The organism is Flavobacterium sp. KH_001, assembly GCF_057840745.1.
Genome location: NZ_CM174520.1, coordinates 3115736 through 3139544 on the forward strand (window position 1 = coordinate 3115736; position 23809 = coordinate 3139544).

A 23809-nucleotide genomic window follows, 5' to 3' on the forward strand; every position below is an offset into this window, starting at 1 on the left:
TTTCGTAATTATATGTTTTAAAATTATTTCTTGTAAAAAGGTAATTTTACCACTTTAGCCGGAACATCATTTTTTCTAATTCTGATAAAAATGTCACTGTCAACAGCACTATTGCTTACCGTAACATATCCTAAACCAATTCCTTTATTCATAGAAGGAGACATGGTACCTGAAGTTACAATACCAATTACAGCACCAGAAGCATCAACAATTTCATAGTCATGTCTTGGCACAGCACGTTCCTGCATTTCAAAAGCAACTAGTTTTTTAGTAACACCTTCTTCTTTTTGTTTTTTCAAACTTTCAGAATTAGTAAAATCTTTGTTGAATTTTGTAATCCATCCTAATCCAGCTTCAAGTGGAGAAGTAGTATCATTAATGTCATTTCCGTACAAACAGAATCCCATTTCTAAACGTAAAGTATCACGAGCTGCCAATCCAATTGGTTTAATTCCGAAAGCTGCACCAGCTTCAAAAACTTTATTCCAAATCGCTTCAGCATCAGCATTTTTACAGTAAATTTCAAATCCGCCAGAACCTGTATAACCAGTTGCAGAGATAATTACATCATTAAAACCAGCAAAATCAGCCACTTCAAAATGATAATAAGCAATTGCTGATAAATCTATAGACGATAAAGGCTGCATAGCCTCAACCGCTTTTGGCCCCTGAATAGCCAATAAAGAATAATCGTCAGAAAGGTTTTTCATTTCAACACCCAAATCATTGTGCGAAGAAATCCAGTTCCAGTCTTTTTCAATATTCGAAGCATTTACCACAAGCAAATACTCTTCCTCTTTCATTTTATACACAATCAAATCATCAACGATTCCGCCGTCATTGTTTGGTAAACAAGAATATTGCGCTCTTCCAATAGTCAAAGTCGAAGCATCATTCGAAGTTACTTTCTGAATCAAAGCCAAAGCATTTGGTCCCGTAAGTAAAAATTCTCCCATATGCGAAACGTCAAAAACGCCCACACTGTTACGAACTGTTTCGTGTTCAGCATTTATACCTTCATAAGTAATAGGCATGTTATAACCGGCAAAAGGCAGCATTTTCGCTCCCAAACTCTCATGTATGTGCGTAAGCGCAGTATTTTTCATTGTGTGTTGTTTATAAAAGTGAGTCGCAAATTTATTTAAAAAATATCGGAAATTAATAGTCTAAATTATAAATTTCGCAATATTTAGTAGCTATTCCAGCTTTCTGTTACAAGTCCTCGTAAAAAAAGCAAAATTTCTAATGTTCTAAAAAGAGCTTCCGCTGGTCGCTTTTTTAGAACAAGAAATTTTTGCTTTTTTTACTCCGGGCTTTCCGCTTCAATCTGGGCTAGGGGACTCAGGTAATAAGAAAGAACTTTTTTCTTCAAAATTTATGTAACTTTAATTCATAAAATCGATTCAATGAAAATCCCGTTTTTAATCACAAAAGAAGAAATTTTAAAGTTTTATAAACCCATAAATCCTTTAACCCATAAAGGACTTCAAGGTCACGCTGTGATTATTGCCGGAAGTTACGGCAAAATAGGAGCTACCGTTTTAGCTTCAAAAGCCTGCCTAAAATCAGGTTGCGGACTCGTAACTACTTTTACACCAAAATGCGGTTACCAAATTCTGCAAATCTCGATTCCGGAAGTTATGGTTGTCACCGATGAAAACACAAATTCGATCACCAATATTCACCTCCCATTAATTCCACAAGCAATCGGAATTGGTCCGGGAATCGGGCAGGAGCTGGCAACTCAAAAAGCGTTATTTGAATTTTTAAGAAGTAATAACACACGTCTGGTTCTCGATGCTGACGCGTTAAATATTTTAGCAGAAAATCAATCCTGGTTAGAATTAGTTCCGGAAAACACCATCCTGACACCACATCCAAAAGAGCTCGAACGCCTAATCGGTAAATGGAATTCAGAATCTGAAAAATTTCAAAAAACAATTTCCTTTTCAGAGAAATATAAACTGATTATCGTAATGAAAGGCGCTCCAACTTATATCATCAACAAACAGGAAATCTACGAAAACACAACCGGAAACGCAGCCCTCGCCACCGCAGGAAGCGGCGACACCCTAACAGGAATCATAACAAGTTTTCTGGCACAAGGCTATGAACCTAAAGATGCAGCAAAACTTGGTGTTTTCATACATGGTTTAACTGCAGATATCGCTTTGCCAGAAACAGGTTATCAATCTTTCATAGCTTCGGATATTATTGCTAATCTGGGAAAAGCTTTCTTGGAATTAGATAATTAGGAAATTAGATAATGTGTCAATTTGATAATTAGATAATTTTCATAATTCCGAGAAGTCTTTTTTCTTTATTCTAGCTTCTTTTTTCTAAATCTAAAATCTACACTCTAAAATCTAAAATCAAAAATCGTAAGTTTGTATCTATGAAAAACAACTTCGATCTCAGAACGGTAAATGTTACCCGTTACATCACACCACTGCGCGAAGGCGGTTCTTTACCCGCTTTGGCAGAAGCCGATGACGATTTTAAATACGTCCTAAAATTCAAAGGAGCCGGTCACGGTGTAAAAGCTTTGATAGCCGAATTAGTTGGAGGGCAAATTGCCAAAGCCTTAAAGCTGCAGCTTCCGGAATTGGTTTTTGCCAATCTCGACGAAGCTTTTGGAAGATCTGAGGGCGACGAAGAAATTCAGGATTTACTGCAGGGAAGTCAGGGATTGAATTTAGCACTTCATTTTTTGTCGGGTTCAATCACTTTTGATCCTGTTGTGACCACAGTAGATGATAAATTAGCGTCTCAAATTGTCTGGCTTGACGCTTATATAACTAATGTTGACAGAACATTTAGAAATACCAATATGCTGATCTGGCATAAAGAACTATGGCTTATCGATCACGGTGCCTGTTTGTATTTTCATCATTCCTGGAACAATTGGGAACAACATGCCAAAAGTCCGTTTGCGTTGATAAAAGATCACGTTCTACTACCTCAGGCCTCACTTTTAAAAGAAGTAGATGCCGAATTCAAAGCACTTTTGACAAACGAAAAATTAGAAGAAATTGTCAATACAATTCCAGAAGAATGGCTGGATTGGGAAGATACCGATGAAACCCCGGAAGCGTTGAGAAATGTATATTTGCAATTCTTGCAAACCCGATTAAATAATTCCGAAATCTTTGTAAATCAAGCTCAAAATGCAAGATAGTCACTTATATGAGTATGCCGTAATTCGCGTAGTACCCAGAGTAGAGCGCGAAGAATTCCTAAACATCGGAATCATTTTGTTTTGCAAAAAAGCCAAATTTATAAAAGTATTGTCTCACATCGAGGATGCTAAAGTTGAAACGCTTTCCAGCGATTTTGATATCGAGCAACTGCATTGCAATATAACTGCCTTAAAGAAAATTGCAGCCGGAGAAAAAGATGGTGGACCAATTGGACAAATGGAAATTCCAGAGCGTTTTCGATGGCTGACTGCAATTCGTAGTTCAGCAATTCAAACCTCAAGACCACATTCTGGTTTATGTGAAGATTTGGAAAAAACAATTCAAAGATTGTTTGAAGAACTTGTGCTGTAGATTTTTTTCACCATATAAGTTATATAAGAAAATTTAAGCTTGAACTTAAAAATCTCGCCAAGTCGCAAGGGCATGTAAGAAAAGAAAACCTTGCGACTTTTCGAGATTAAAAAAAGCGTAGCGATTCTTTACAGTTAAATAAAAAACCACGAACTACATTACTGTAATCCGTGGTTTAAATTAACTAATTTTCTTTTTGCTACCATAATTTCATAGGATAACATTGAAATTATGCACTAAATAAACTTCATTAGAAAGATCCGCAAATATTGCCACCTAAAGTTGCACCAGCACCAGCTGAACTTGTAACATCAGCTTTAACAGCAGTTTTAGCTAATTTCACTATAGTATAAGGAGGTGTAAAAGCAGTTTTGCTTCCTCCAGCCTGGTTTCCTGATGTACTTGTGAAAACGTTATCAGTTGCTGTAACAGCTGTATAACCTGTCATCAAATCGATAGGAGTTTTTACACCTTCAAAAACGTTTGATTCTACACGAATATCTGCTTCGAAACCTGCAGCTATACATTTATTGCTCACTGTACTATTAAAGAAGTTGTTTACTAAATGCACTTTTCCAAAACGTACTCTTGGCATTCTTTCTTTACAACCAGGAGCCCACCAGCAACGAGCGAAAGTAATTCTCAATTTTCCACGATCTGCAGTTGCGCCATCGCTAGAACCAATTAAGTTCGAATATCTGTGATCGTCTGATCCTCCAGAACCTCCAGCTTTTGGTGGTTTTAGGTAATGGAATTTAGAATAAGTAACTGAAATATAATCTGATTTGTTTTTGATGTCAAAGTTTCCGTCTACACCATCTCTGAATTCGCAGTGGTCAACCCATACATTTGTACATTCGTCAAGAATAGCATTATCCCAACCGTCAGTATCATAAGCACCAGGACCTTCAAAAATTAGATTTCTGATGATGATGTTTTTACATCTTTTGATGTTGATGATTCCAGAAGCATCTTTAGTTTGGTTTGTAGAAACCAGTTTTGCACCTGCAGCACCGTAAATCGTTTTTCCGGTTTGATCCTGAAATGACAATCTTGTTGTTACGGTAATAGTACCGCTAACTTTAATAACCTTTACAGAACTACTTTCAATTGCAGATTTCAATTGAGCATACGTTGTAACAGTTGTTTCTGCAGCACTTCCTCCTCCGGTTGTACCTCCGTTTTGCGAAGCCCATCCGGGAACCTGAGCACAGTTTCCAATTTTTGCAGTTACACTACCAGTAGGTGTAGTAGTTTCAATAATTGCGCTTTCACCACTTACAGGAGAAGCAATTTCTTCAGTGTTACAACTTGTAAAACCGAATACGATTGTCAGTACTAATACTGACCATGTTGATTTAAATTTCATAATCTAAGTTTGGGGGTTTATAAAATATTTAACGGTACAAATCTGCCAATAATAATTTTTAAAAAAGTTGAACAAGTTCAATCTTTTGTAAAAATATTGTGATTAAATATTTTTTTAACAGTTGTTAAGAGACAAAAAGAAGTAAAAAAAGTATTTTTACGTAATCGATTACATCTTTTTTAATTCATTCAAAACTTACGCCCCAAGTAAGAATAAAAGTAAAAACACATGTACAAAGCCCTCAGATTAAACATTGAACGAAAAATTAACCTAACAGATGAAGATTGGAAATTTATTGTAGAAAAAGCCGAATTTATAAAATTAAGGAAAAATGAATTTCTGCAAATTCAGGACTCCAACAATTCATATGAAGGATTTATTTTAAAAGGCGCTTTTAAAACCTATACTTTCAACGATAGCGGAAACGAAAGCGTAATTTTCTTTTCCTTCGAAAACGAATGGATGTGTGATCTCCAAAGTTTCTACCACCAAAAGCCTACAACCTACAACATTCAGGCGATGGAAGATAGTGAGATTCTGGTGATCAGTAAAGCGAACAAAGCGCTATTGTTAGAGCAGGTTCCTAAACTTATGCAATTTCACATTATTATGGTTGAAAAAGCCAATATAGCCATTCAACAAAGATTATTAGATGTCTTAAACAAAACTTCCAAACAACGATATCTGGATTTTATAGAACGATATCCAAGCAAGGTTAAAGCCATAAACAATAAAAACTTATCCTCTTATTTAGGTGTTTCCCATGAATTTTTGTCGAAGATTAAGAGAATGGTGTAAGGATATTGTTCTTCCGTATCAGAAATGTTGAAAGAGGCAGAGGAACAAAGGTTCAAAGGCTAAAAAAAAAAGAATCTCGCAATCCCGATAGCTATCGGGAGCTAAGTTGCTAATTTTTCTTTTTTAAATTGCTTGTGACTTTAAGCCCGATAGCTATCAGGATTATTTCGTACCAATAATAAAAAAGTTAAGTGATCCTTATAATTTATTTAAGATCTATTAAAAAACCGAAGACAATTAAAAGTAGGCTTGAGATTGGGCCTGATATAATACATAACAATGGAGTTTGTCCGTCTCCATGACAGGTAACATTTACTCCCGCCAAAAGGATAAAAACAGCAGTATGTATTAAAAAGTAAAGAATAAAATTAAGCAACATGAATTTTTCTTTAATAGTTTTTTCGTCGTTCAATAAAAGGGAATCTGTTTTTCGAATAAATAGAATACCAATTAATAAAATCAAAATAATTGAAAGACATAAAACAATTATATAACTCATTTCACAATTATTGACTAATTTTTCAATACCCAGTGCTAAAAATACAGCAGGAAAAAGGCTAAAAATTGGAAACACAGGAATCAAAGTCCATAAAGCATTTATAAAAGCATATTTTGTAAATCGTAATTCCATTTAGAGTAGATATTAATTTTAATAAAGTATTAGTTCAAACAAAATAACTCCGTGCCTTAGTGCCTTCGTGGCAAAATCAGTTAAAAATCCAAAACTCCAAATAGACAGTCAGTAGAAAAATCAAGCATTATATTTTCCTTTTTTTGATTTTCAATAACTAATAAATCATAAGGTTTTAGATGGTATGGCTTGTGATTAATTTTAATAACTGTTATATCCAAAGAAAATAAAATTAGTATTTCAGCATTACTATTCTGATTGCTATTCGTTATTTTCAGTTTTTTATGGCTTATTTTTTCAGAAACCATCCAGTTAAAATCAATACCTTTTGTATAAGAAGTCACTTCATCATCCGAATTAAATTCCATGATTTCATATTTCTCATATACTTTTTTTTCTTCGTTTACCTCAATATGTAAGCTGTTATCAAGCATAACCAAATATCGGTAATAGCCCTTAAATTTGGTAAATACTGAAGGCTCTTGCTCTATTGTAGCACTGCTTGTCCTGAATGCAAAATCCCTATCTGCATAGCGTGCTGTTTCCGGATATATTATATATTCATAGGTCAATCCACCACTCCAGATAGAGGCTTTAATATCATTTTTAGATAAAAGGCGTATGTTCATTTTTTATTTTTTAAAAAAGGTTCAAAGTTGCAAAGTTACAAAGAGGCAAAGGTTTTTTTGTAGAGACGCACAGCAGTGCGTCTAACGTAAGAATCTTAAAATCTCGCAATCCCGGTAGCTATCGAGAGTGAAGAAGCAAAGAAATATGAAAAAAGAAAACTTTTCGACTCTGCTCCCGATAGCTATCGGGATTGCGAGATTAAAAAACTTCGTGCCTTAGCGCCTTCGTGGCAAGAAAAACTTAAATCCTTTTCTCCAAATAAATAAACTCCAAAGGCACATCAGAAATCGTAACATGAATTTCGCTCTCCGGAAAAGCTTCTCTTTCGCCTGTATCAACATAACCGTGACGTTTGTACCAGGCAATAAGCTCTTCACGAACCGAAATAACAGTCATAATAATACTTGACAAACCCAAAGCTTTAGCATGATTTTCGGCTTCAGCCAATAGCTTTTTCCCGATTCCGCTGTTTTGTAATTCAGGAGAAACAGTTAACATTCCCAAATACAATTGATGTTCTTTTTCGACCAATAAAACCGAACCAATAGTTTTATCGTTTTCCATATATTTCAAAATAGTATTCTTCGGATTCAGAATCGTTGCTGTCAATTCTTCTTCGTTGGTTCTTTTTCCTTCTAATAAATTGGCTTCCGTTGTCCAGCCTTTTTTAGAAGTTTCTCCTCTGTAAGCAGAGTTGATTAAAATGTTTAATGCGGGAATATCTTGTAAGGTTGCTTTTGTAATCATGGTACTATTTATGCTGTAATAATTTTTTGTAATTTTTGAATTGCCTCCTACTTTAGCTGGAGGAACAAAATTACAATATGAAACTGGCTTTAGCCTAATCTTTTGTGTTTTTTGACTAGGCCGAATTTGTTAATTATGAAAAGAGTATCTTACAAAACGAATTTGTTTTTTACCGAAATTTATTTTCGTTTAAGAATTTTAAATATCTTTGAATTATGAGTACAGCAATAAAACCCAAACATATCGGCAGAAATATAAGCCGTATCAGAGAGCTTAAAGATATGAAACAGGAAGCACTGGCACAGGCTTTAGGAACAAGCCAGCAGGCAGTTTCGGCTATTGAAAACAGCGAAAATGTAGACGAACAAAAACTAATTGAAGTAGCAAAAGCTTTGGGGGTTTCTGTTGAAGCGATTAAGAACTTTTCGGAGGAAGCAGTTTTTAACATTATTGGAAACACTTTTCAAGATCACGGTGCTATTATGACAGGCAATAGCAATTGTAATTTTAATCCTTTAGATAAAGTTGTTGAACTTTACGAGCGTTTGGTGCAAGCTGAAAAAGATAAAGTTGAATATTTAGAAAAATTACTAAACGGGAAATAACGTTTTTAAACATACAAGCATAAAAAAAGAGATCTTAATTAAGATCTCTTTTTTTATGCTTAATTGCTAGCGCGAGCGTCCCGCTCGTGCCTTATCCAATTGAAATCTGTGTATCTTGCGTTCACGAGCGGGACGCTCGCGCTAGCTGAAGAGTTTGTTAAACATTATAAACAGGACTTCCTGTTGTAATTATATTGCCCCATTCAGTTCCGTCATTATTTTCTATTCTTTCTATTAAATTACTTAAATCTAAATCAAAAGTTGCAAGTTCTTCAAGAATAGTTTCTTTGTCGCTAAGAACTTTTGATAATGAATATTTAAACGCTTCAAAAAAGTTTTTTTGTAAAAATGCAATTCCTAAAGCAAAAAAAGCGCCAAATACATAAGAAAAACGAGGTTCTGCCATCCATAAATGAGATATTACATCTTGATTATTTGCAGTTAATAAATTTGGAAATCCTAAATTTTTAAATTCTCCAGTTTGTGTATGAACCCCTCCTTCGCAAATGTTTAAAAAAATTAAGCGTCTCTTTTCTTCTTTATTAATTAGTAAATGAAAATCTCGAATCCCTATAGATTCATTTTCAGATAATTTTATTGAAGATATATTTGGTTCGTAATGTTCATGTTCTCCATGGGAGGAAATCCATATAATGTCTGGATTGCTTTCATTTATTTTTTGTAAAAACTTTTCCAGGCTACTATTTTCCTCATGATGTATTTCAAAATTTATATTTGCCTTTTCAAAAATTATTTGAAGTGCTTCTTTTTCAATTTCGGAAGTTTGACTAAAACCAAGCCAAAATAGTACATTTTTTACTGTGGGAAATTTTAATTTTTCAGATAAACTTAAATTAATTGGTAAAGTTTCTTTAATGGATTTAATCATTAGTGCCTGAAGAGGTGTTGAATTAAAATCGAATTGACATACAGAGTTGAGCTCTTCTAAGGATTCTGCAAGAGGAGTAAAATCATATAATTCTAAAAGATCTGTTTCATACTCTTTTCCGAGTTTTGGATTTGGTACACCCAAAGGCCTGTCAATTTGTTGAATATTTTGTTTGATTCCTCCTTTAAGAATTCGACGTAAATTAAAAGCACTGTTTTCAGTATCAACAATTTTGATCAGTAATTCTTGTGTATCTTTTTTGTCTAAAATTAATTTGTTGTTGAAATAGTATGCAATTTTGTTAATTTGATTCGGAACTATAAATAAGATACCTCCTTTTTTTTGAGGAACTTTAATATCATAAAAAGTATGTAAAATATCTTCGATTATTTCGCATTGATTTATCTCAAAAGCAGCTGAAATAGGGTTGATAAATAAAAGTTTAAAAAACCTTGCTCTGTGATAAATGTAATCTATAGTGTCAAAATTATTATAGTCTAAAAATTCATTATATGTTTTTATTGCATCAATTAAAAAATTCATTTTTTCAACTAGATTTTCTTCGTTATAACATATTGCAATGTTTAATTGTATTTGGAACGATGGGTCTGAGCTAGAATTATTTAATTCCTCATATAATTCTAACTTTTCTCCATTTTTATAATTTTTGCAAAGTAAAAGTTGAAGCCCCAAAGAACTTTTCATAATATTTTTTTCCAGATCATCTGACCAGACAATTAAATAATATTCTCTTTCTATAATTTTTCTAATTGCGTGGGAGCCGTTTTTATTAAGGTTTATTTCACACCACGATAAAAGATTTGAAAGAAATTGGGGGTGATAAGAGTCAATTTTAAAATCTTCATTTAAATGATAGTATACTTCTTCAAAAAAATATGTGCACCATTCATTTAATCCTGAAAATGATTTTGAATAATAATACAATTGACTAAACCATTGTTCTATGACGGATTTTGAATTTGCTAAATAAGCTCTTTTTGAATCAAGAAAAATATAAGGGTTTATGTCTTTTAAGTCATATTGTTCTCCATTTTTAAATGTTTTATCAAATACTGATTTTACAAAAATATCAAAGCAATAAATGAATTCTCCATCAAAATTTAGTTGTGTTGTTGCACAGATTGCACAAGTAAACTGCAAATAGGAAAAGACTTCCTTATCTTCATTTGATACGCTTTGCTTTTTCCATTTTATCATATCATCAAAATGGAGATGTATAATAGGGACAACTTTTTCAGAAGCATTATATGCCTTAAACAGCATCATTATTTCTATTTGGAAATGGTCTTCAATATTTTTAAGAATATAATCATTTTGGCTGTCAAAAACTAAATTCCAAATATCATCGTCCTGGTCAATAGAATTTTTGTATAAATTTTCAAAGATTTCTTTAATTAACATATTTCAAATTATTTGTTTGAGTGAGGTTATTTAGTTTTATTAATTAAAAAAGCCACAAAATCACAGTTAAAAATAAACACATGTGATTGTGACTTTAATTTTTTTATAAATACAATAAAGTTATTACCCTAAAAACGCCTTCAATTCCTCATAAGTCTTAATCTTCACACTCACTTTATCCTCATTCATAACACTTTCAATTTGTTCTGGAATCGAAAGTTTAATGCCTAAAGCAGGTTCAACAACATCTAAGAATTTAATAGGATGTGCGGTTTCTAAGAAAACACCAATCGCGTTATCGTGTTTTTGCAATTCTTTTTTCAAACCTAAATAACCCACAGCGCCGTGTGGTTCTGCAATGTAACCGTCGGTATTGTAAATTTGTTTTAGGGCTGTAAGTGTTTCTTCATCGGTATAACTGTACGATGAGAAATCTTTTTCGAAAGCTTTTAAATCGTTGTTGTACAATTCCTGAATTCTAATAAAGTTACTTGGGTTTCCAACATCCATCGCATTCGAAATCGTTGCTTTAGAAGGTTTTGGATCGTATTTTCCGTTTTCTAAGAATCTTGGTACAGTATCGTTTACGTTCGTAGACGCTACAAAATGTTCAATTGGCAAACCTAGTTTCTTTGCCATAATTCCGGCGCAGATATTCCCAAAATTCCCGCTTGGGCAAGAGAAAATCAAAGGTTTGTTTTGGCTTTTCAACGCTTTGTAAGCAAAGAAGAAATAGAACATTTGTGGCAACCAGCGCGCAATATTAATAGAATTCGCCGAAGTCAGGTTTTTGTGTGCTAAAGTTTCATCTAAAAACGCTTTTTTAACCATATCCTGGCAATCATCAAAAACACCATCTACTTCAAGTGCTTTGATGTTTTTTCCTAAAGTCGTCAATTGTTTTTCCTGAATGTCGCTCACTTTTCCTGACGGATATAAAATCACAACATCAACGCCGTCAACGCCCAAAAATCCGCTTGCAACCGCACCGCCAGTATCTCCGGAAGTCGCTACTAAAACGGTATTTTTACTGTCTTTTTTGTCTTTATTAAAATATGCCAGACAACGTGACATAAATCGCGCTCCAACGTCTTTAAAAGCCATTGTCGGCCCGTGCCATAATTCTAACGAATAAATGCCGTTTTCAACTTCCACAACAGGAAAATCAAAAGATAAAGTGTCTTTAATAATTACTCTTAAATTCTCCTCCGGAATATCATCGCCCACAAATTGCTGAATCACATCAAAAGCAATATCGTTATGGCTTAAATTTTCGATTACATTAAAAAACGCAGGATTTAGAGGCGTAATGATCTGCGGAAAATACAATCCTTTGTCACTCGCTAATCCTTGTATTACAGCTTCTTTGAATGAAACTTCTGGTGCATTATGGTTTAAACTATAGTATTTCATGGTTTAATTTTAGATTTTAGATTTTAGATTTTAGAAAAGAGAGAATAGAATATAGAGTATAGAAAATAGACTTTCTAGACAATCAAATTCCAATTTTTTAAAATTCCAAATTCCAATATTATGTTATTTAAGTTTCTTTTGTCATTTCGACGGAGGAGAAATCACATCCAGAGAGCAACGTACTGTGTGGTCACGTTATGTGATTTCTCGTTCCTCGAAATGACAAACTGTGTCTTAATTCTATTTACTTAATACATCTCACATTTTACAAAATCCTAACCCCATCAGGATTAATCTTCGAAACGTGAATTTCATATGGTAAATTCATGTTCTCATAAACTTCGCTCATGGCTTTGGCGATTTGGTCGGCGGTGTTTTTTCCTCGGCTAAGGGCAAAAATAGAAGGACCAGAACCTGAAATTCCAGAACCTAGAGCACCGTTTTCTAATGCCGTTTGTTTGATTAAATCAAATCCCGGAATCAAAACGCTTCTTAAAGGCTCAACGATTTCGTCATGAAGCGATCTTCCAATCAAATCGTAATCTTTGGTATATAAACCGGCAATTAATCCGCCCACATTTCCCCATTGCATAATCGCACTTTTCAGGGAAACGTTTTGTTTCAATACCGAACGCGCATCTGAGGTTTTCAATTCAATTTGAGGATGAACCACGGTCGCGTACAATTCTTCCGGACTATCAATTCGGATAATATCAAGCGGAGCATAACTTCTTACCAATGTAAATCCGCCTAAAAGGGCAGGAGCAACGTTGTCGGCATGCGCGTTTCCGCTGGCTAATTTCTCGCCCTGCATCGCAAACTGCACCAAATCTTTACGGGAATACGGTCTTCCTAATAATTCATTGATTCCGAAAACCGCTCCGGCAGAACTTGCAGCACTGCTTCCAATTCCGCTTCCGGCTTTTATGTTTTTGTAGATTTCGATTTCAAATCCAAAATCTAGTTCTTCTAAAGTTTCCAACATCGCCAAAGCCGCAACACCCGAAACGTTTTTCTCGGTTTCCAAAGGCAAATCGGCACCGACAATTTTAGTAATACGAACGCCTTTTTGATCGACTTTTCGAACAATCATTTCATCGCCCGCATTGTCTAAGCAAAGTCCAAGTACGTCAAATCCGCACGAAAGATTCGCGATAGTTGCCGGGCAAAATAGTTTAATTTCTTTCATTTCTGGTTGGTTTTGCCACGAAGGCACAAAGTCACAAAGTTTTTTTTGTTTTTGTGTTTTTGCCACGAAGACGCTAGGACACAAAGTTTATTTTAATTTTTAGGACACAAAGTTTAGAAAACTTAAAAACTTTGTGTCTTAGTGCCTTAGTGGCTAATTATTCCCTATTCTGATAACGTCAGCAAAAATTCCTGATGCTGTAACCGCAGCTCCGGCACCGGCGCCTTTGATCAATAACGGCTGATCTACGTATCGATCTGTGTAGAACAATACGATATTGTCTTTTCCTTCTAAATTGTAGAAAGGATGATCTTTCGGAATGAATTGCAAGCCAACGCTTGCTTTTCCGTTTTCGAATTGCGCTACGTATTTCAATCTTGAATCTTTTGCCAATGCTTCCTCATAGATTTTCTCAAAATGAGGAGCGTGTTTGATTAACGATGCAAAAAAGGCTTCGTTGTTTGTTGTATCCAAACATTCGGATGGTAGGAACGATTCGTTTGCGATTGCGTCAATATCCATTTCGTAACCGCTTTCGCGAATTAAAATCAGGATTTTACGGGCAACGTCAACACCGCTTAAGTCAATTTTCGGATCTGGCTCAGTGAAACCTTGAACTCCAGCTTCTTTAACGACATCGTGAAAAGAATTATTCTTATCAAAATTGTTGAAAATGAAGTTCAGACTTCCAGATAAAACCGCCTGAATTTTATGCACTTTATCGCCGGAAGCAATTAGGTTTTTTACAGTATCGATAATCGGTAATCCCGCACCCACATTCGTTTCAAATAAAAACGGAGCGTTGTATTGACGTGATAAACTTTTTAGTTTTTTATAGTTGTCATACGCAGATGAACAAGCAATTTTGTTGCAGGTTACAATGGCAATACTTTCTTTTAAGAATTTCTCATACATTTCAGAAACACTTGCATTGGCTGTAATATCCACAAAAATACTGTTACGTAAATTCAGTTCTTTGGCACGTGCAATAAACTCTGTTGGAATAGCATGTTCGCCTTTGTCTAAAGTCGATTTCCAGTCTTTTAATGAAATTCCGTCTTCGTCAAAAAGCATTTTTCTTGAGTTAGACAAAGCGATAACACGAAGGTTGATCTTTAAGTTATCTTTTAAAAATTTTCTTTGATTGTGAATTTGCTCGATGAATTTTTCGCCCACATTTCCAACACCCATTACGAATAAATTCAGCTGTTTGGTGTTTTCTTCAAAGAAGTTTTCGTGTAAAGTATTCAACGCTTTTTTAACGTCTCTTTCGTTAATTACAGTCGAAATATTACGTTCAGAAGCCCCTTGCGCAATCGCACGGATATTTACGTTGTTTTTTCCTAAAGTACTGAACATTCTACCGCTCAAACCCTGGTGGTTTTTCATGTTTTCTCCAACCAACGCAATAATGCAAAGGTCTTTTTCTACAATCGCAGGATCGATTTTATTTTGAAGAATCTCCACTTCAAAAGCTCTGTTGATTGCTGCTTCGGCATTATCGGCATCCGAATTTAAAATTCCGATACAAATAGAGTGCTCAGAAGAAGCCTGAGTAATGAAAATAACATTAATTTTTTCCTGAGATAATACTTCAAATAAACGTCTTGATGAACCCGCAACACCAATCATTCCTGGGCCTTCAAGTGTTACAAGCGAAATATTATCGATATGGCTGATTCCTTTTACAACAGTATCATTTGATGAAACCTGATCAGAAATTAAAGTTCCTTCAGCTTCCGGCTCAAAAGTATTTTTGATTAAAATTGGAATATTTTTTCTTAAGACCGGCTGAATTGTCGGCGGATACAACACTTTAGCACCAAAATGCGATAATTCCATCGCTTCCTGGTAAGAAATTGTCGCAATTGGCCGTGCTTGTTTTACGATTTTTGGGTTCGCAGTAAACATTCCGTTTACATCTGTCCAGATTTCTAATTGTGATGCCTCAAGTGCTCCGGCGATAATGGCCGCAGTATAATCAGAACCGCCACGGCCTAAAGTAGTAGTGATTCCGTCAAGAGTCAAGGCAATAAATCCAGGTAAAATATTGATTTGCGCTTTATTCTCTGCAAAATAATCCTGAATTAATTGGTTTGAAATTTCAAAATTCACAGCAGCTTTTCCGAAGTCAGCATTTGTTTTGATGATTTCGCGGCTGTCTTTATAAACTATATTTTTGTCAATTTGCTGATACGCCTGTGCAATGATATAAGAAGAAAGCAATTCTCCAAAACTCAAAATAGTGTCAGCAGTTCTTGGAGATAATTCGCCTAATAAGAAACAGCCATCCAGCAATGTTTCTAAATGGTTGATGATTCTTTTTACATGACTTAATAAACTGCTTTGCTCGCTTACCGGAATAAGTTCTTTTAAAGTGTCAAGGTGTTTTTTCTCGATTTCAGCCACAATTTCTCTGAAACTTTCGTCATTAGCCGCTGCTTTTGCTGCAGCCAATTGCAATAAATCGGTTACTTTGCTTAAAGCAGAAACAACGACAACTAATTGATCTTCTTTAGATTTTTGATTTATAATTTCGAGAACGAGTTTTATATTTTGAGCATTGGCAACCGAAGTTCCGCCAAATTTTAATACTTTCATTTTGATGATTTTTTTCTTTTTATGCAAATATTTTTATGTATCCAATGCCTTTCTTCTTTCATGAAAAAAGTATAGATAACCTGGATGATATGTGAAATGTATACCCCTAAGGGGTAGTAGTTGTTGTAGAAATTGTCGTAGCAGCAATTGCAACTCCAGTTTGAGTTGTCATTGTAGATTGATATTTTGCGCTGTTACTTTTCATTTTTGATGTTTCAAAAGTACAGATTTTTATAAAAGCGAAAAACCTTTATTTTCTTTTTGCGAATATTTTAATAATTTAATTCTCATTCATTCAATATTGAGCTTTTGTTAAGATTGAATATCATAAATTGATGGATTCGTATATTTAAACCCGTATTTATGGCAAGTGCAGGAGCTTAAAAAGCTGATTTCTAATCGAAATATTCGGTAGAAACTGTCATTAGTCTATAAAATAAGTAGGAAATTGGTTTTTTAGAATAAGTTTTGATGGTTGATTTTGGTGAAGAAAATTAAAGTGCTGATTTTGTATGATTAGTATTGTGAAATAGCTAAATACGTATAATTTGTTTTGTTGAAATTTTAATTATTATGAACAAATGTTGCTTTTTAATATTGATTTGTTGAATTTTGATGCCTTAAATTAAAAATGACATGAGAGAAGTCCATTATATAAGTACTGAAACATTAGGTTTAGAAGATTTACAAGAAATTATTGTAAATCAGAAAATGCTTGAATTATCTGAAGAAGCAAAAGTAAACGTTCAGAAGTGCCGTGATTATTTAGATAAAAAGATGGCTTCGCATTCTGAACCTATTTACGGAATCAATACTGGTTTTGGATCACTTTGTAATGTAAAAATCTCAAATGAGAATTTATCAAAACTTCAGGAGAACCTTGTTAAGTCTCACGCTTGTGGAACTGGAGAAGAAGTTCCTGCAGAAATTGTAAAAATAATGTTGCTGCTTAAGATTCAATCTTTGAGCTACGGACATTCTGGAATCCAATTGCAAACAGTAAGTCGTTTGGTTGATTTCTATAATAATGACATCCTTCCTATTATATATACGCAAGGCTCACTTGGGGCTTCTGGAGATTTAGCGCCATTGGCACATTTATCTTTGCCTTTGTTAGGAGAAGGAGAAGTTTTGTTTGAAGGAAAGAAAGTGGCTTCCGCAGAAGTTTTAAAACATTTTAACTGGGAACCAATCGTTTTACAGTCAAAAGAAGGTTTGGCTTTACTAAATGGAACTCAGTTTATGAGTGCTTACGGAGCTTATATTTTATTAAAAGCCTATAAATATTCGTATTTGGCAGATTTAATCGGAACTATTTCTCTGGAAGGTTTTGATGGAAGAATTGAACCTTTTAACGAATTGATTCATTTTATTCGCCCTCACAAAGGACAAATTGTAACGGCACAGCGTATTAATGAGTTTTTAGAAGGAAGCGAAATTATTGAACAAGAGAAAAAACACGTTCAGGATCCGTATTCTTTCCGTTGTATGCCTCAGGTTCATGGCGCTTCAAAAGATGCTATTGATTATGTTCGAAAAGTATTCAAAACCGAAATTAACTCGGTTACGGATAATCCAAATATATTTATTGAGTCTGATCAGATCATCTCTGGAGGAAATTTCCACGGACAACCTTTGGCTTTAGCCTTAGATTTTATGGCAATTGCTTTGGCAGAATTAGGAAGTATTTCTGAAAGAAGAACGTACCAATTGATCTCAGGTTTAAGAAATCTTCCGGCATTTTTGGTTGACAATCCGGGATTAAATTCAGGATTTATGATTCCACAATATACTGCTGCAAGTATCGCAAGTCAGAACAAACAATTGGCAACTCCGTCAAGTATTGATAGTATTGTTTCAAGTAATGGACAGGAAGATCACGTAAGTATGGGGGCAAACGGAGCAACAAAAGCGTTACGTGTTATGGATAATTTGGAGCGTATTTTAGCGATCGAATTAATGAATGCTTCACAGGCAATTGCGTACAGAGAGCCTTTAAAATCAAGTGATTTCATCGAAATGTTCTTAAGCAGTTATAGAGAAGTTGTGCCTTTGGTTAAAGAAGACAGAATCTTACATTACGATATTGAGAAGACAGTTACGTTTCTGGATAGTTTTCAAATTGAAAACGATTTGTTAACACTGGCTTAACATAACAGAATATTAATGAAGTAATTTTGCACTATCAAAAATATAAAAATGTCAATAAACAGTATTTTCCAATTTTTAGTGCCGAAAGACAAAAAATTCTTTCCACTTTTTGAAGAGGCTTCAAGCAATTTAATTGAATTAGCTTCTAACTTACACGAAGCTGTAAACCTTCCATTGAAAGAAAGAGAAGTTCTTTTTCAAAAAATTGATGAGTTAGAGCAAAGAGGAGAAGACATTACACGTCAAACCAATCTTGAATTGAGCAGAAACTTCATTACGCCATTTGATAGAGAGGATATTCACACTTTAATTACTTCTATTGATAACGTTGCTGATTACCTTCACGGTGCAGCAAGCAGAATGAGATTGTATCAGGTTGATAAGATTACAAAATCTATCAGAAAGATGACAGAAATCAACCTTGAAGCTTGTCAAAACATTGACAGTGCTGTAAAAGAGTTGAGCAATTTAAAAAACATGAACATTATTAAAGATGCTTGTGCTAGAATTAACAAACTAGAAAACAAGTCTGATAATGTATATAACAAAGCAGTTTTTGAAATTTTTGAAAACGAAACAGACGCTAAAAATATCATTAAATATAAAGAAGTGTTATCTGTTTTAGAATCAGCAACAGACAAATGTAAGAGTGTTGCGAACATACTAGAATCTATTTCTGTAAAACATTCTTAATTCAATTTATTTCATTCTGAAGTTATAATTTTATGACGCTACTTATAATTATTATAGTATTAGCTTTAATTTTTGATTACATCAACGGTTTTCATGATGCGGCAAATGCTATAGCGACTGTTGTTGCTACAAAGGTTTTGACGCCTTTTCAGGCCGTACTCTGGGCAGCATTTTTTAACTTTCTGGCTTATTGGGTTTTTGGATTTGGTGTTGCAGATACTGTTGCAAAAACAGCGCACACTATGGAAATTAACCTTGTTGTTATCCTTGCCGGTGTTATTGCAGCTATTTGTTGGAATTTATTGACCTGGTGGTTAGGAATTCCTTCAAGTTCATCACATACTTTAATTGGTGGTTTCGCCGGAGCAGCTGTAGCACATGCGATTGCTGTACACGGTTTCTCAGGTTATGCAGGAGAAGATGGAACTACACACTATTGGTACGAAATCGTAAGTTGGTATAAAGCAGGGAAAGATGGAGGAATGCCTTCGGGAGTTCTTATTATCATTGCTTTCATTGTTTTAGCACCATTATTGGGAGCACTAGCGTCTTATTTAATATCAATTTGGTTGTTAAATGCTTCTCGTAAAAGTATTTTACCTAAAATATTTACTGTTGGACTAATGATTGCAACAGTTTGGGTTGTGAGCAATCTTATGGTGCCTTACGAAGAGATCATTAAGCATGGTAAGCCTAGATTCGAGTCTCATTTTTGGAGTGTAGCTTTCGATGGGCATAATATCAAATGGTTTTTAGTAGCCTTTATTATCTTAACGGTAAGTGCTTTTTGTTTAATATTCAGTAGTCTAAACCTTCATCAGGCTGATGCAGCTTTAAAAAAGATGCAATTATTGTCTTCTGCTGCTTTTAGTTTAGGACACGGAGGAAATGATTCTCAAAAAGTTATGGGTATTATTGCTGCAGCTGTAGCAGTGTATATTAATACAAATCCCGGAGTTCACATGGCTTCCTGGTTAGATGTTGTTTTACCAAATGATGATTTAGGGATAAAAGGAGTAATGCCAGGATGGATTCCGTTAGCATGTTATTCTGCAATTGCAGCCGGAACGTTAAGTGGTGGTTGGAAAATTGTAAAAACAATGGGTTCTAAAATTACTAAAGTAAGCTCATTTGAAGGAGTTGCTGCTGAAACTGCAGGTGCTTTGACGCTTTACTTTACAGAACACTTGAAAATTCCGGTAAGTACAACGCATACTATTACAGGTTCTATCATCGGGGTTGGATTAACTAAACGTGTATCTGCCGTTCGTTGGGGTGTAACTGTAAGTTTGATCTGGGCGTGGATATTAACGATTCCTATTTCGGCTCTTTTAGCAGGATTGGTTTACTTTGTATTGAGTGTATTTATTTCTTAGTAAAATGATTTTTATTAAATGTGAGAAGTTTTGATCGCATTTTATCGACATAAAAAAAAGCCGATTTCAAATTGAAATCGGCTTTTTTTATTTGAGTAAAATAATGTAGATTTAATAATTGCATTTTATTACTTAACAAAAGAATGTAAAATAAGAATGGAAGAATTGAAGCAGTTAGAAAGGATTAAAAGTAAGCTGTTAATGGCTAAAAATGCCGATAATAAATTAGAAGTATTTGGAGCAGACAGTCATAAATATATTTTAGGAAATAACGTAAGACAAGAAGATATCTTAAATTTTGAAAATGAATATCAGTTGGAACTTCCTAAAGGTTACAAATCATTTTTGTTTAATATTGGTAATGGCGGAATTTCTTATTCAGATTCAGGTGCCGGACCTTCTTATGGAATTTATCCTTTTGGAAAAAATACAAATGAATTTATCTATGAAAATTCAAAAGAATATTTAAAAGAAGATTGTAGAATTTCTCCAAATATGTCAGATGATTTTTGGAATAATCTAAACAAAAACATCGAAGAAAATGAAACTATTTCTGATGAAGAATTTGATATAGAGCTAGGAAAAATATTTTCGGGATTATTACCTATCGGAAGTCAGGGATGTAGTTATTATCATGCACTTGTTTTGAATGGGGAATTTAAAGGAAGAGTTGTAAATGTGGATGTTGACAGGCAAAAGCCCTATTTCGCTTTCGAATCAAATTTTTTGGACTGGTATGAAAGATGGCTCGATGAAATTATACCTGAAAATTTAAAATCAAGAAATTCTTATTTATTTAGATATACTCTGGGGGGATCGTCAGCTTATATCTTAGAGGTGTATTTTTCAACCAATGAAAATCAAACTAAATTAGAATGCCTAAGAAGTCTTTTGAAGAAACGAAATCTTGATTTTGAAACGATTAATGTCCTGGAGGAACAATGTAAATTGAGTGCAGGTGAAAATCAAAAACTGCTAATTCAGATACTTACAAAATTTGATTATCAACTTGCTTATCCGTATTTAGTTGCCTTTGCAAATGAGAATTTATTAGATGTTTTTCAATTTGTATTTTGGTATGCGAAGGATAAGAGTTCTGATTGGCTTGAAATTATAGAAGCTCATTCGGAGAAGATCAATGACGAGGAAACGTTTAGATTTTGTACTTATTTGTTAAAGGAAATGAATATCGATTACGGTAAGTTTGTTGTTCCTTTTACTACAAATATAAATGAAATGATAAGAGTTAGTGCTTATTATTCACTAGGGTTGTTGAAGAATAAGAGTAAATATTTAGATACTTTTATTTTAGGTTTAAGTGATCAATCAAATCGAGTTATACATACTGTTTTGCAAGCTCTGGATGGAGTAGAAGATCATAAACTTTTGAAGTATTACAAACTACTGGCGGAAAAATTCCCCAAAGAGCAAGATTATATTTTAGCTAATCTTAACCACAGATTAAAAGCTTATGGTTTAACTAACAGAACGATTAGGGATATTAACATAGAAAACCACTTTCAAAACAAAGTTAAACGTAAAAAATGGTATGAGTTTTGGAAATAAAAAAAAGACTGGTATTGAATTGAAACCAGTCTTTTTTATACAAAATTCCAATAATTTACAATTCAAAATTCCAATGTTAAGACGTTTTTCAAATTTGGAATTTGGAATTTTCTATTTAGATTTTTTTTAATTTTATTTTCTAAAATTCTTATGATTGTGCTTACGCTTGTAATGTGTTTCTTTTAAATTGGTTTTATCTTTCGAAATAATACTAATTGTACCGTCAATTTCTAGCGTACAGAGCTTTATATCTGTTAAATGTTCTAAACCATGCTCACGTGCCGCTTCTTTTAATTCTTCGTGTGAAATGTCTAATTTGCTCAAAGCATTAAAATCCAATGTTCCATTATGAATTAGGATTTCGGGCTTATCTAAAAGCAAATCGTTGACTAGTTTGTATTTGTGTGTTAATTTCTTAATGATAAAGTTAATCACAAATAAAGCCAACGCAGCAACCAAACCTCCCCAAAGACTGGTGTCCGGACCAACCATTGCATTTTGAACAGAATTACTGATCAATAAAATCAGAATAATATCTGCTGTATTTAATTGCGAAAGTTCTTTTTTGCCGAAGATTCGCAAAGCGATTGTCATAAAAAAATAAACAGCAAGACTTCGGAAAATAATATCTAAATAGGGGTTTAGCATTGTTTTTTATTTTAAAGGTAAAAAAAACTTTGTCAAAGTGTAAACTTTGACAAAGTTGCTAAAATAAATATCGAACATTAAGTTAGGATGAACTAACTAATTATTTTGAAGTTTTTTTCGATTGCTTTAATCATTTCTCCCGCAACATCTTTATTTGTTGCCCCTTCAATTCCTTCAAGCCCTGGAGATGAGTTTACTTCCAGTAATAATGGTCCTTTAGAAGAACGAATAATGTCAACACCTGCCACTTTTAAATCCATTGCTTTTGCAGCTTTAATGGCTATCTTTTTTTCTTCTGCTGTTACTTTTATTACAGATGCGGTTCCGCCAAGGTGAATGTTAGCTCTAAATTCTCCCGGCATAGCTTCACGCTGAATAGCAGCAACTACTTTTCCGTCAATTACAAAACAACGAATGTCTTTTCCGTTGGCTTCTTTGATAAATTCCTGAACTAGTATATTAGCATTTAAACTTTTGAACGCGTTGATAACACTTTCTGCCGCTTTTTTAGTTTCTGCCAAAACAACGCCTTTTCCTTGTGTTCCTTCCAGTAATTTTACAATTAAAGGTGAACCTCCAACCATCTTAATTAAGTTATCTGTATCCAAAGGAGAATTAGCAAAACCAGTAGTTGGGATATCAATTCCGCTGTTTAAAAGCAATTGCAATGAATACAATTTATCACGTGATTGTGTGATGGCTGTAGCTGAATTTAAAACGAAAACTTTTAACGCTTCGAATTGACGTGTCAGCGCACAACCGTAAAACGTAATGCTTGGGCGAATTCTGGGAATAATTGCGTCAAATTGATTTAATATTTTACCGCCTCTATAATGAATTTCAGGAGTTTTGGCATCCAGTTTCATGTAGCATTCTTTGATATTCAAAAAATGCATTTCATGGCCACGCATTTCGCCGGCTTCCATGATTCGTTTATTGCTGTATAGCTCAGGATTACTGGCTAAAAGTCCGATTCTTAAACCAGAAGTTGCTTTTTCAGAATTTTGATATAATTCTTTAAGTGCTTCGCTTGTAGGTTGTCCTAAAAGGTATTTTTCTTCCGGGTCAACTAGTACACGCCCGCTCATGGCTTCACGACCCAAAAGCATACGAAAACCCATTGAGTCACGATTGGTCAAGGTCATTTCGATTGGCCATTTTACATCACCAATTTTTAAGTTGGTCTGAATGACATAACGATGTTCTCTAAAACCACTTGAGCTTTTTACAATTCGTTTGTCAACCAACGGAGCTTCGCAATGAATGATGGTTTTAATGTTATTTTGAATTGGATTAATATCAAATTTCACCCAATTGGCATCATTTTTTATAAAAGGAGCTATGTTGATGGCGTGCATTGCAGAAGTTTTGGCACCAGAATCAACACGAGCCTTGATTGTAGGGATTCCTAGTTCTGGAAATGAGCACCATTCTTCACTGCCTAAAATGACTTTATTTTGAAGCATACGTTGTTTTATTGTTATTTAATTTAAATTCAAAAATAGCTATTTGCTTTTACTAAAGATAGTA

General features: G+C 34.1%; 20 protein-coding genes. 9 read left to right on the top strand and 11 right to left on the bottom strand.

Features of this window, described 5'->3' with window-relative positions:
* Positions 1-23: 23 nt before the first annotated feature.
* Positions 24-1106, bottom strand: a complete 1083-nt coding sequence (gcvT, locus tag AC3ITQ_RS13505; protein ID WP_489234726.1) for a glycine cleavage system aminomethyltransferase GcvT — start codon at positions 1104-1106, stop codon at positions 24-26.
* Positions 1107-1406: 300 nt separating this feature from the next.
* Here gcvT and AC3ITQ_RS13510 point away from each other — a divergent pair, with 300 nt between their 5' ends.
* From AC3ITQ_RS13510 to AC3ITQ_RS13520, 3 genes are all read left to right on the top strand, one after another.
* The gene (locus AC3ITQ_RS13510) at positions 1407-2255 is read left to right on the top strand and encodes an NAD(P)H-hydrate dehydratase (RefSeq protein ID WP_489234727.1); all 849 of its coding nucleotides are present in this window, start codon (positions 1407-1409) and stop codon (positions 2253-2255) included.
* 140 nt (positions 2256-2395) lie between these two features.
* On the top strand, positions 2396-3178 hold the full coding sequence (locus AC3ITQ_RS13515) for a HipA family kinase (protein ID WP_489234728.1): 783 nt from the start codon (positions 2396-2398) through the stop codon (positions 3176-3178).
* Positions 3168-3551 carry a DUF3037 domain-containing protein gene (locus tag AC3ITQ_RS13520; RefSeq protein ID WP_489234729.1) on the top strand — a complete coding sequence of 128 codons (384 nt, stop codon included), beginning with the start codon at positions 3168-3170 and terminating at the stop codon, positions 3549-3551. Before AC3ITQ_RS13515 ends, AC3ITQ_RS13520 begins: the two co-directional genes overlap by 11 nt.
* A gap of 250 nt (positions 3552-3801) precedes the next feature.
* On the opposite strand, the gene AC3ITQ_RS13525 is transcribed toward AC3ITQ_RS13520, so the two are convergent.
* Positions 3802-4920, bottom strand: a complete 1119-nt coding sequence (locus tag AC3ITQ_RS13525; RefSeq protein ID WP_489234730.1) for a pectate lyase family protein — start codon at positions 4918-4920, stop codon at positions 3802-3804.
* Positions 4921-5148: 228 nt separating this feature from the next.
* Here AC3ITQ_RS13525 and AC3ITQ_RS13530 point away from each other — a divergent pair, with 228 nt between their 5' ends.
* Positions 5149-5718, top strand: coding sequence for a Crp/Fnr family transcriptional regulator (locus AC3ITQ_RS13530; protein ID WP_489234731.1), 570 nt, complete (start codon positions 5149-5151; stop codon positions 5716-5718).
* Positions 5719-5923: 205 nt separating this feature from the next.
* Here AC3ITQ_RS13530 and AC3ITQ_RS13535 read toward each other — a convergent pair whose 3' ends face one another.
* The 3 genes from AC3ITQ_RS13535 to AC3ITQ_RS13545 all read right to left on the bottom strand — a co-directional run bounded on the left by AC3ITQ_RS13535 (position 5924) and on the right by AC3ITQ_RS13545 (position 7726).
* Positions 5924-6349 carry a hypothetical protein gene (locus AC3ITQ_RS13535; protein WP_489234732.1) on the bottom strand — a complete coding sequence of 142 codons (426 nt, stop codon included), beginning with the start codon at positions 6347-6349 and terminating at the stop codon, positions 5924-5926.
* A gap of 80 nt (positions 6350-6429) precedes the next feature.
* Positions 6430-6978, bottom strand: coding sequence for a HutD family protein (locus tag AC3ITQ_RS13540; RefSeq protein WP_489234734.1), 549 nt, complete (start codon positions 6976-6978; stop codon positions 6430-6432).
* 241 nt (positions 6979-7219) lie between these two features.
* Positions 7220-7726, bottom strand: a complete 507-nt coding sequence (locus tag AC3ITQ_RS13545) for a GNAT family N-acetyltransferase (RefSeq protein WP_489234735.1) — start codon at positions 7724-7726, stop codon at positions 7220-7222.
* 215 nt (positions 7727-7941) lie between these two features.
* Here AC3ITQ_RS13545 and AC3ITQ_RS13550 point away from each other — a divergent pair, with 215 nt between their 5' ends.
* Positions 7942-8331: a helix-turn-helix domain-containing protein gene (locus AC3ITQ_RS13550; RefSeq protein WP_489234736.1), complete on the top strand. Its 390-nt coding sequence runs from the start codon at positions 7942-7944 to the stop codon at positions 8329-8331.
* A gap of 157 nt (positions 8332-8488) precedes the next feature.
* Here AC3ITQ_RS13550 and AC3ITQ_RS13555 read toward each other — a convergent pair whose 3' ends face one another.
* From AC3ITQ_RS13555 to thrA, 4 genes are all read right to left on the bottom strand, one after another.
* On the bottom strand, positions 8489-10642 hold the full coding sequence (locus tag AC3ITQ_RS13555; RefSeq protein ID WP_489234737.1) for a hypothetical protein: 2154 nt from the start codon (positions 10640-10642) through the stop codon (positions 8489-8491).
* 123 nt (positions 10643-10765) lie between these two features.
* A complete protein-coding gene (gene thrC / locus AC3ITQ_RS13560; RefSeq protein ID WP_489234738.1) occupies positions 10766-12055 on the bottom strand; it encodes a threonine synthase in 1290 nt (429 codons plus the stop codon).
* A 265-nt stretch (positions 12056-12320) separates the two neighbouring features.
* Positions 12321-13244 (bottom strand): homoserine kinase, encoded by a 924-nt coding sequence (locus AC3ITQ_RS13565; RefSeq protein ID WP_489234739.1) that lies wholly within the window; start codon positions 13242-13244, stop codon positions 12321-12323.
* A gap of 153 nt (positions 13245-13397) precedes the next feature.
* Positions 13398-15845, bottom strand: coding sequence for a bifunctional aspartate kinase/homoserine dehydrogenase I (gene thrA, locus AC3ITQ_RS13570; RefSeq protein WP_489234740.1), 2448 nt, complete (start codon positions 15843-15845; stop codon positions 13398-13400).
* A gap of 636 nt (positions 15846-16481) precedes the next feature.
* On the opposite strand from thrA, the gene hutH reads away from it, so the two are divergent.
* The 4 genes from hutH (at position 16482) to AC3ITQ_RS13590 (ending at position 21631) form a co-directional block, all read left to right on the top strand.
* Complete coding sequence (hutH, locus tag AC3ITQ_RS13575; RefSeq protein WP_489234741.1) at positions 16482-17996, top strand: histidine ammonia-lyase; 1515 nt, start codon at positions 16482-16484, stop codon at positions 17994-17996.
* 48 nt (positions 17997-18044) lie between these two features.
* A complete protein-coding gene (locus AC3ITQ_RS13580) occupies positions 18045-18689 on the top strand; it encodes a DUF47 domain-containing protein (RefSeq protein WP_026982186.1) in 645 nt (214 codons plus the stop codon).
* Between the two features lie 32 nt (positions 18690-18721).
* A complete protein-coding gene (locus AC3ITQ_RS13585) occupies positions 18722-20065 on the top strand; it encodes an inorganic phosphate transporter (RefSeq protein ID WP_489234742.1) in 1344 nt (447 codons plus the stop codon).
* 201 nt (positions 20066-20266) lie between these two features.
* Positions 20267-21631, top strand: coding sequence for an SMI1/KNR4 family protein (locus tag AC3ITQ_RS13590; protein ID WP_489234743.1), 1365 nt, complete (start codon positions 20267-20269; stop codon positions 21629-21631).
* Between the two features lie 132 nt (positions 21632-21763).
* Here AC3ITQ_RS13590 and AC3ITQ_RS13595 read toward each other — a convergent pair whose 3' ends face one another.
* Together AC3ITQ_RS13595 and rimK are read right to left on the bottom strand one after the other, a co-directional pair.
* Positions 21764-22279, bottom strand: coding sequence for a DUF421 domain-containing protein (locus AC3ITQ_RS13595; RefSeq protein WP_072971219.1), 516 nt, complete (start codon positions 22277-22279; stop codon positions 21764-21766).
* A gap of 92 nt (positions 22280-22371) precedes the next feature.
* Positions 22372-23745: a 30S ribosomal protein S6--L-glutamate ligase gene (rimK, locus tag AC3ITQ_RS13600; protein WP_489234744.1), complete on the bottom strand. Its 1374-nt coding sequence runs from the start codon at positions 23743-23745 to the stop codon at positions 22372-22374.
* Between the last annotated feature and the right edge of the window lie 64 nt (positions 23746-23809).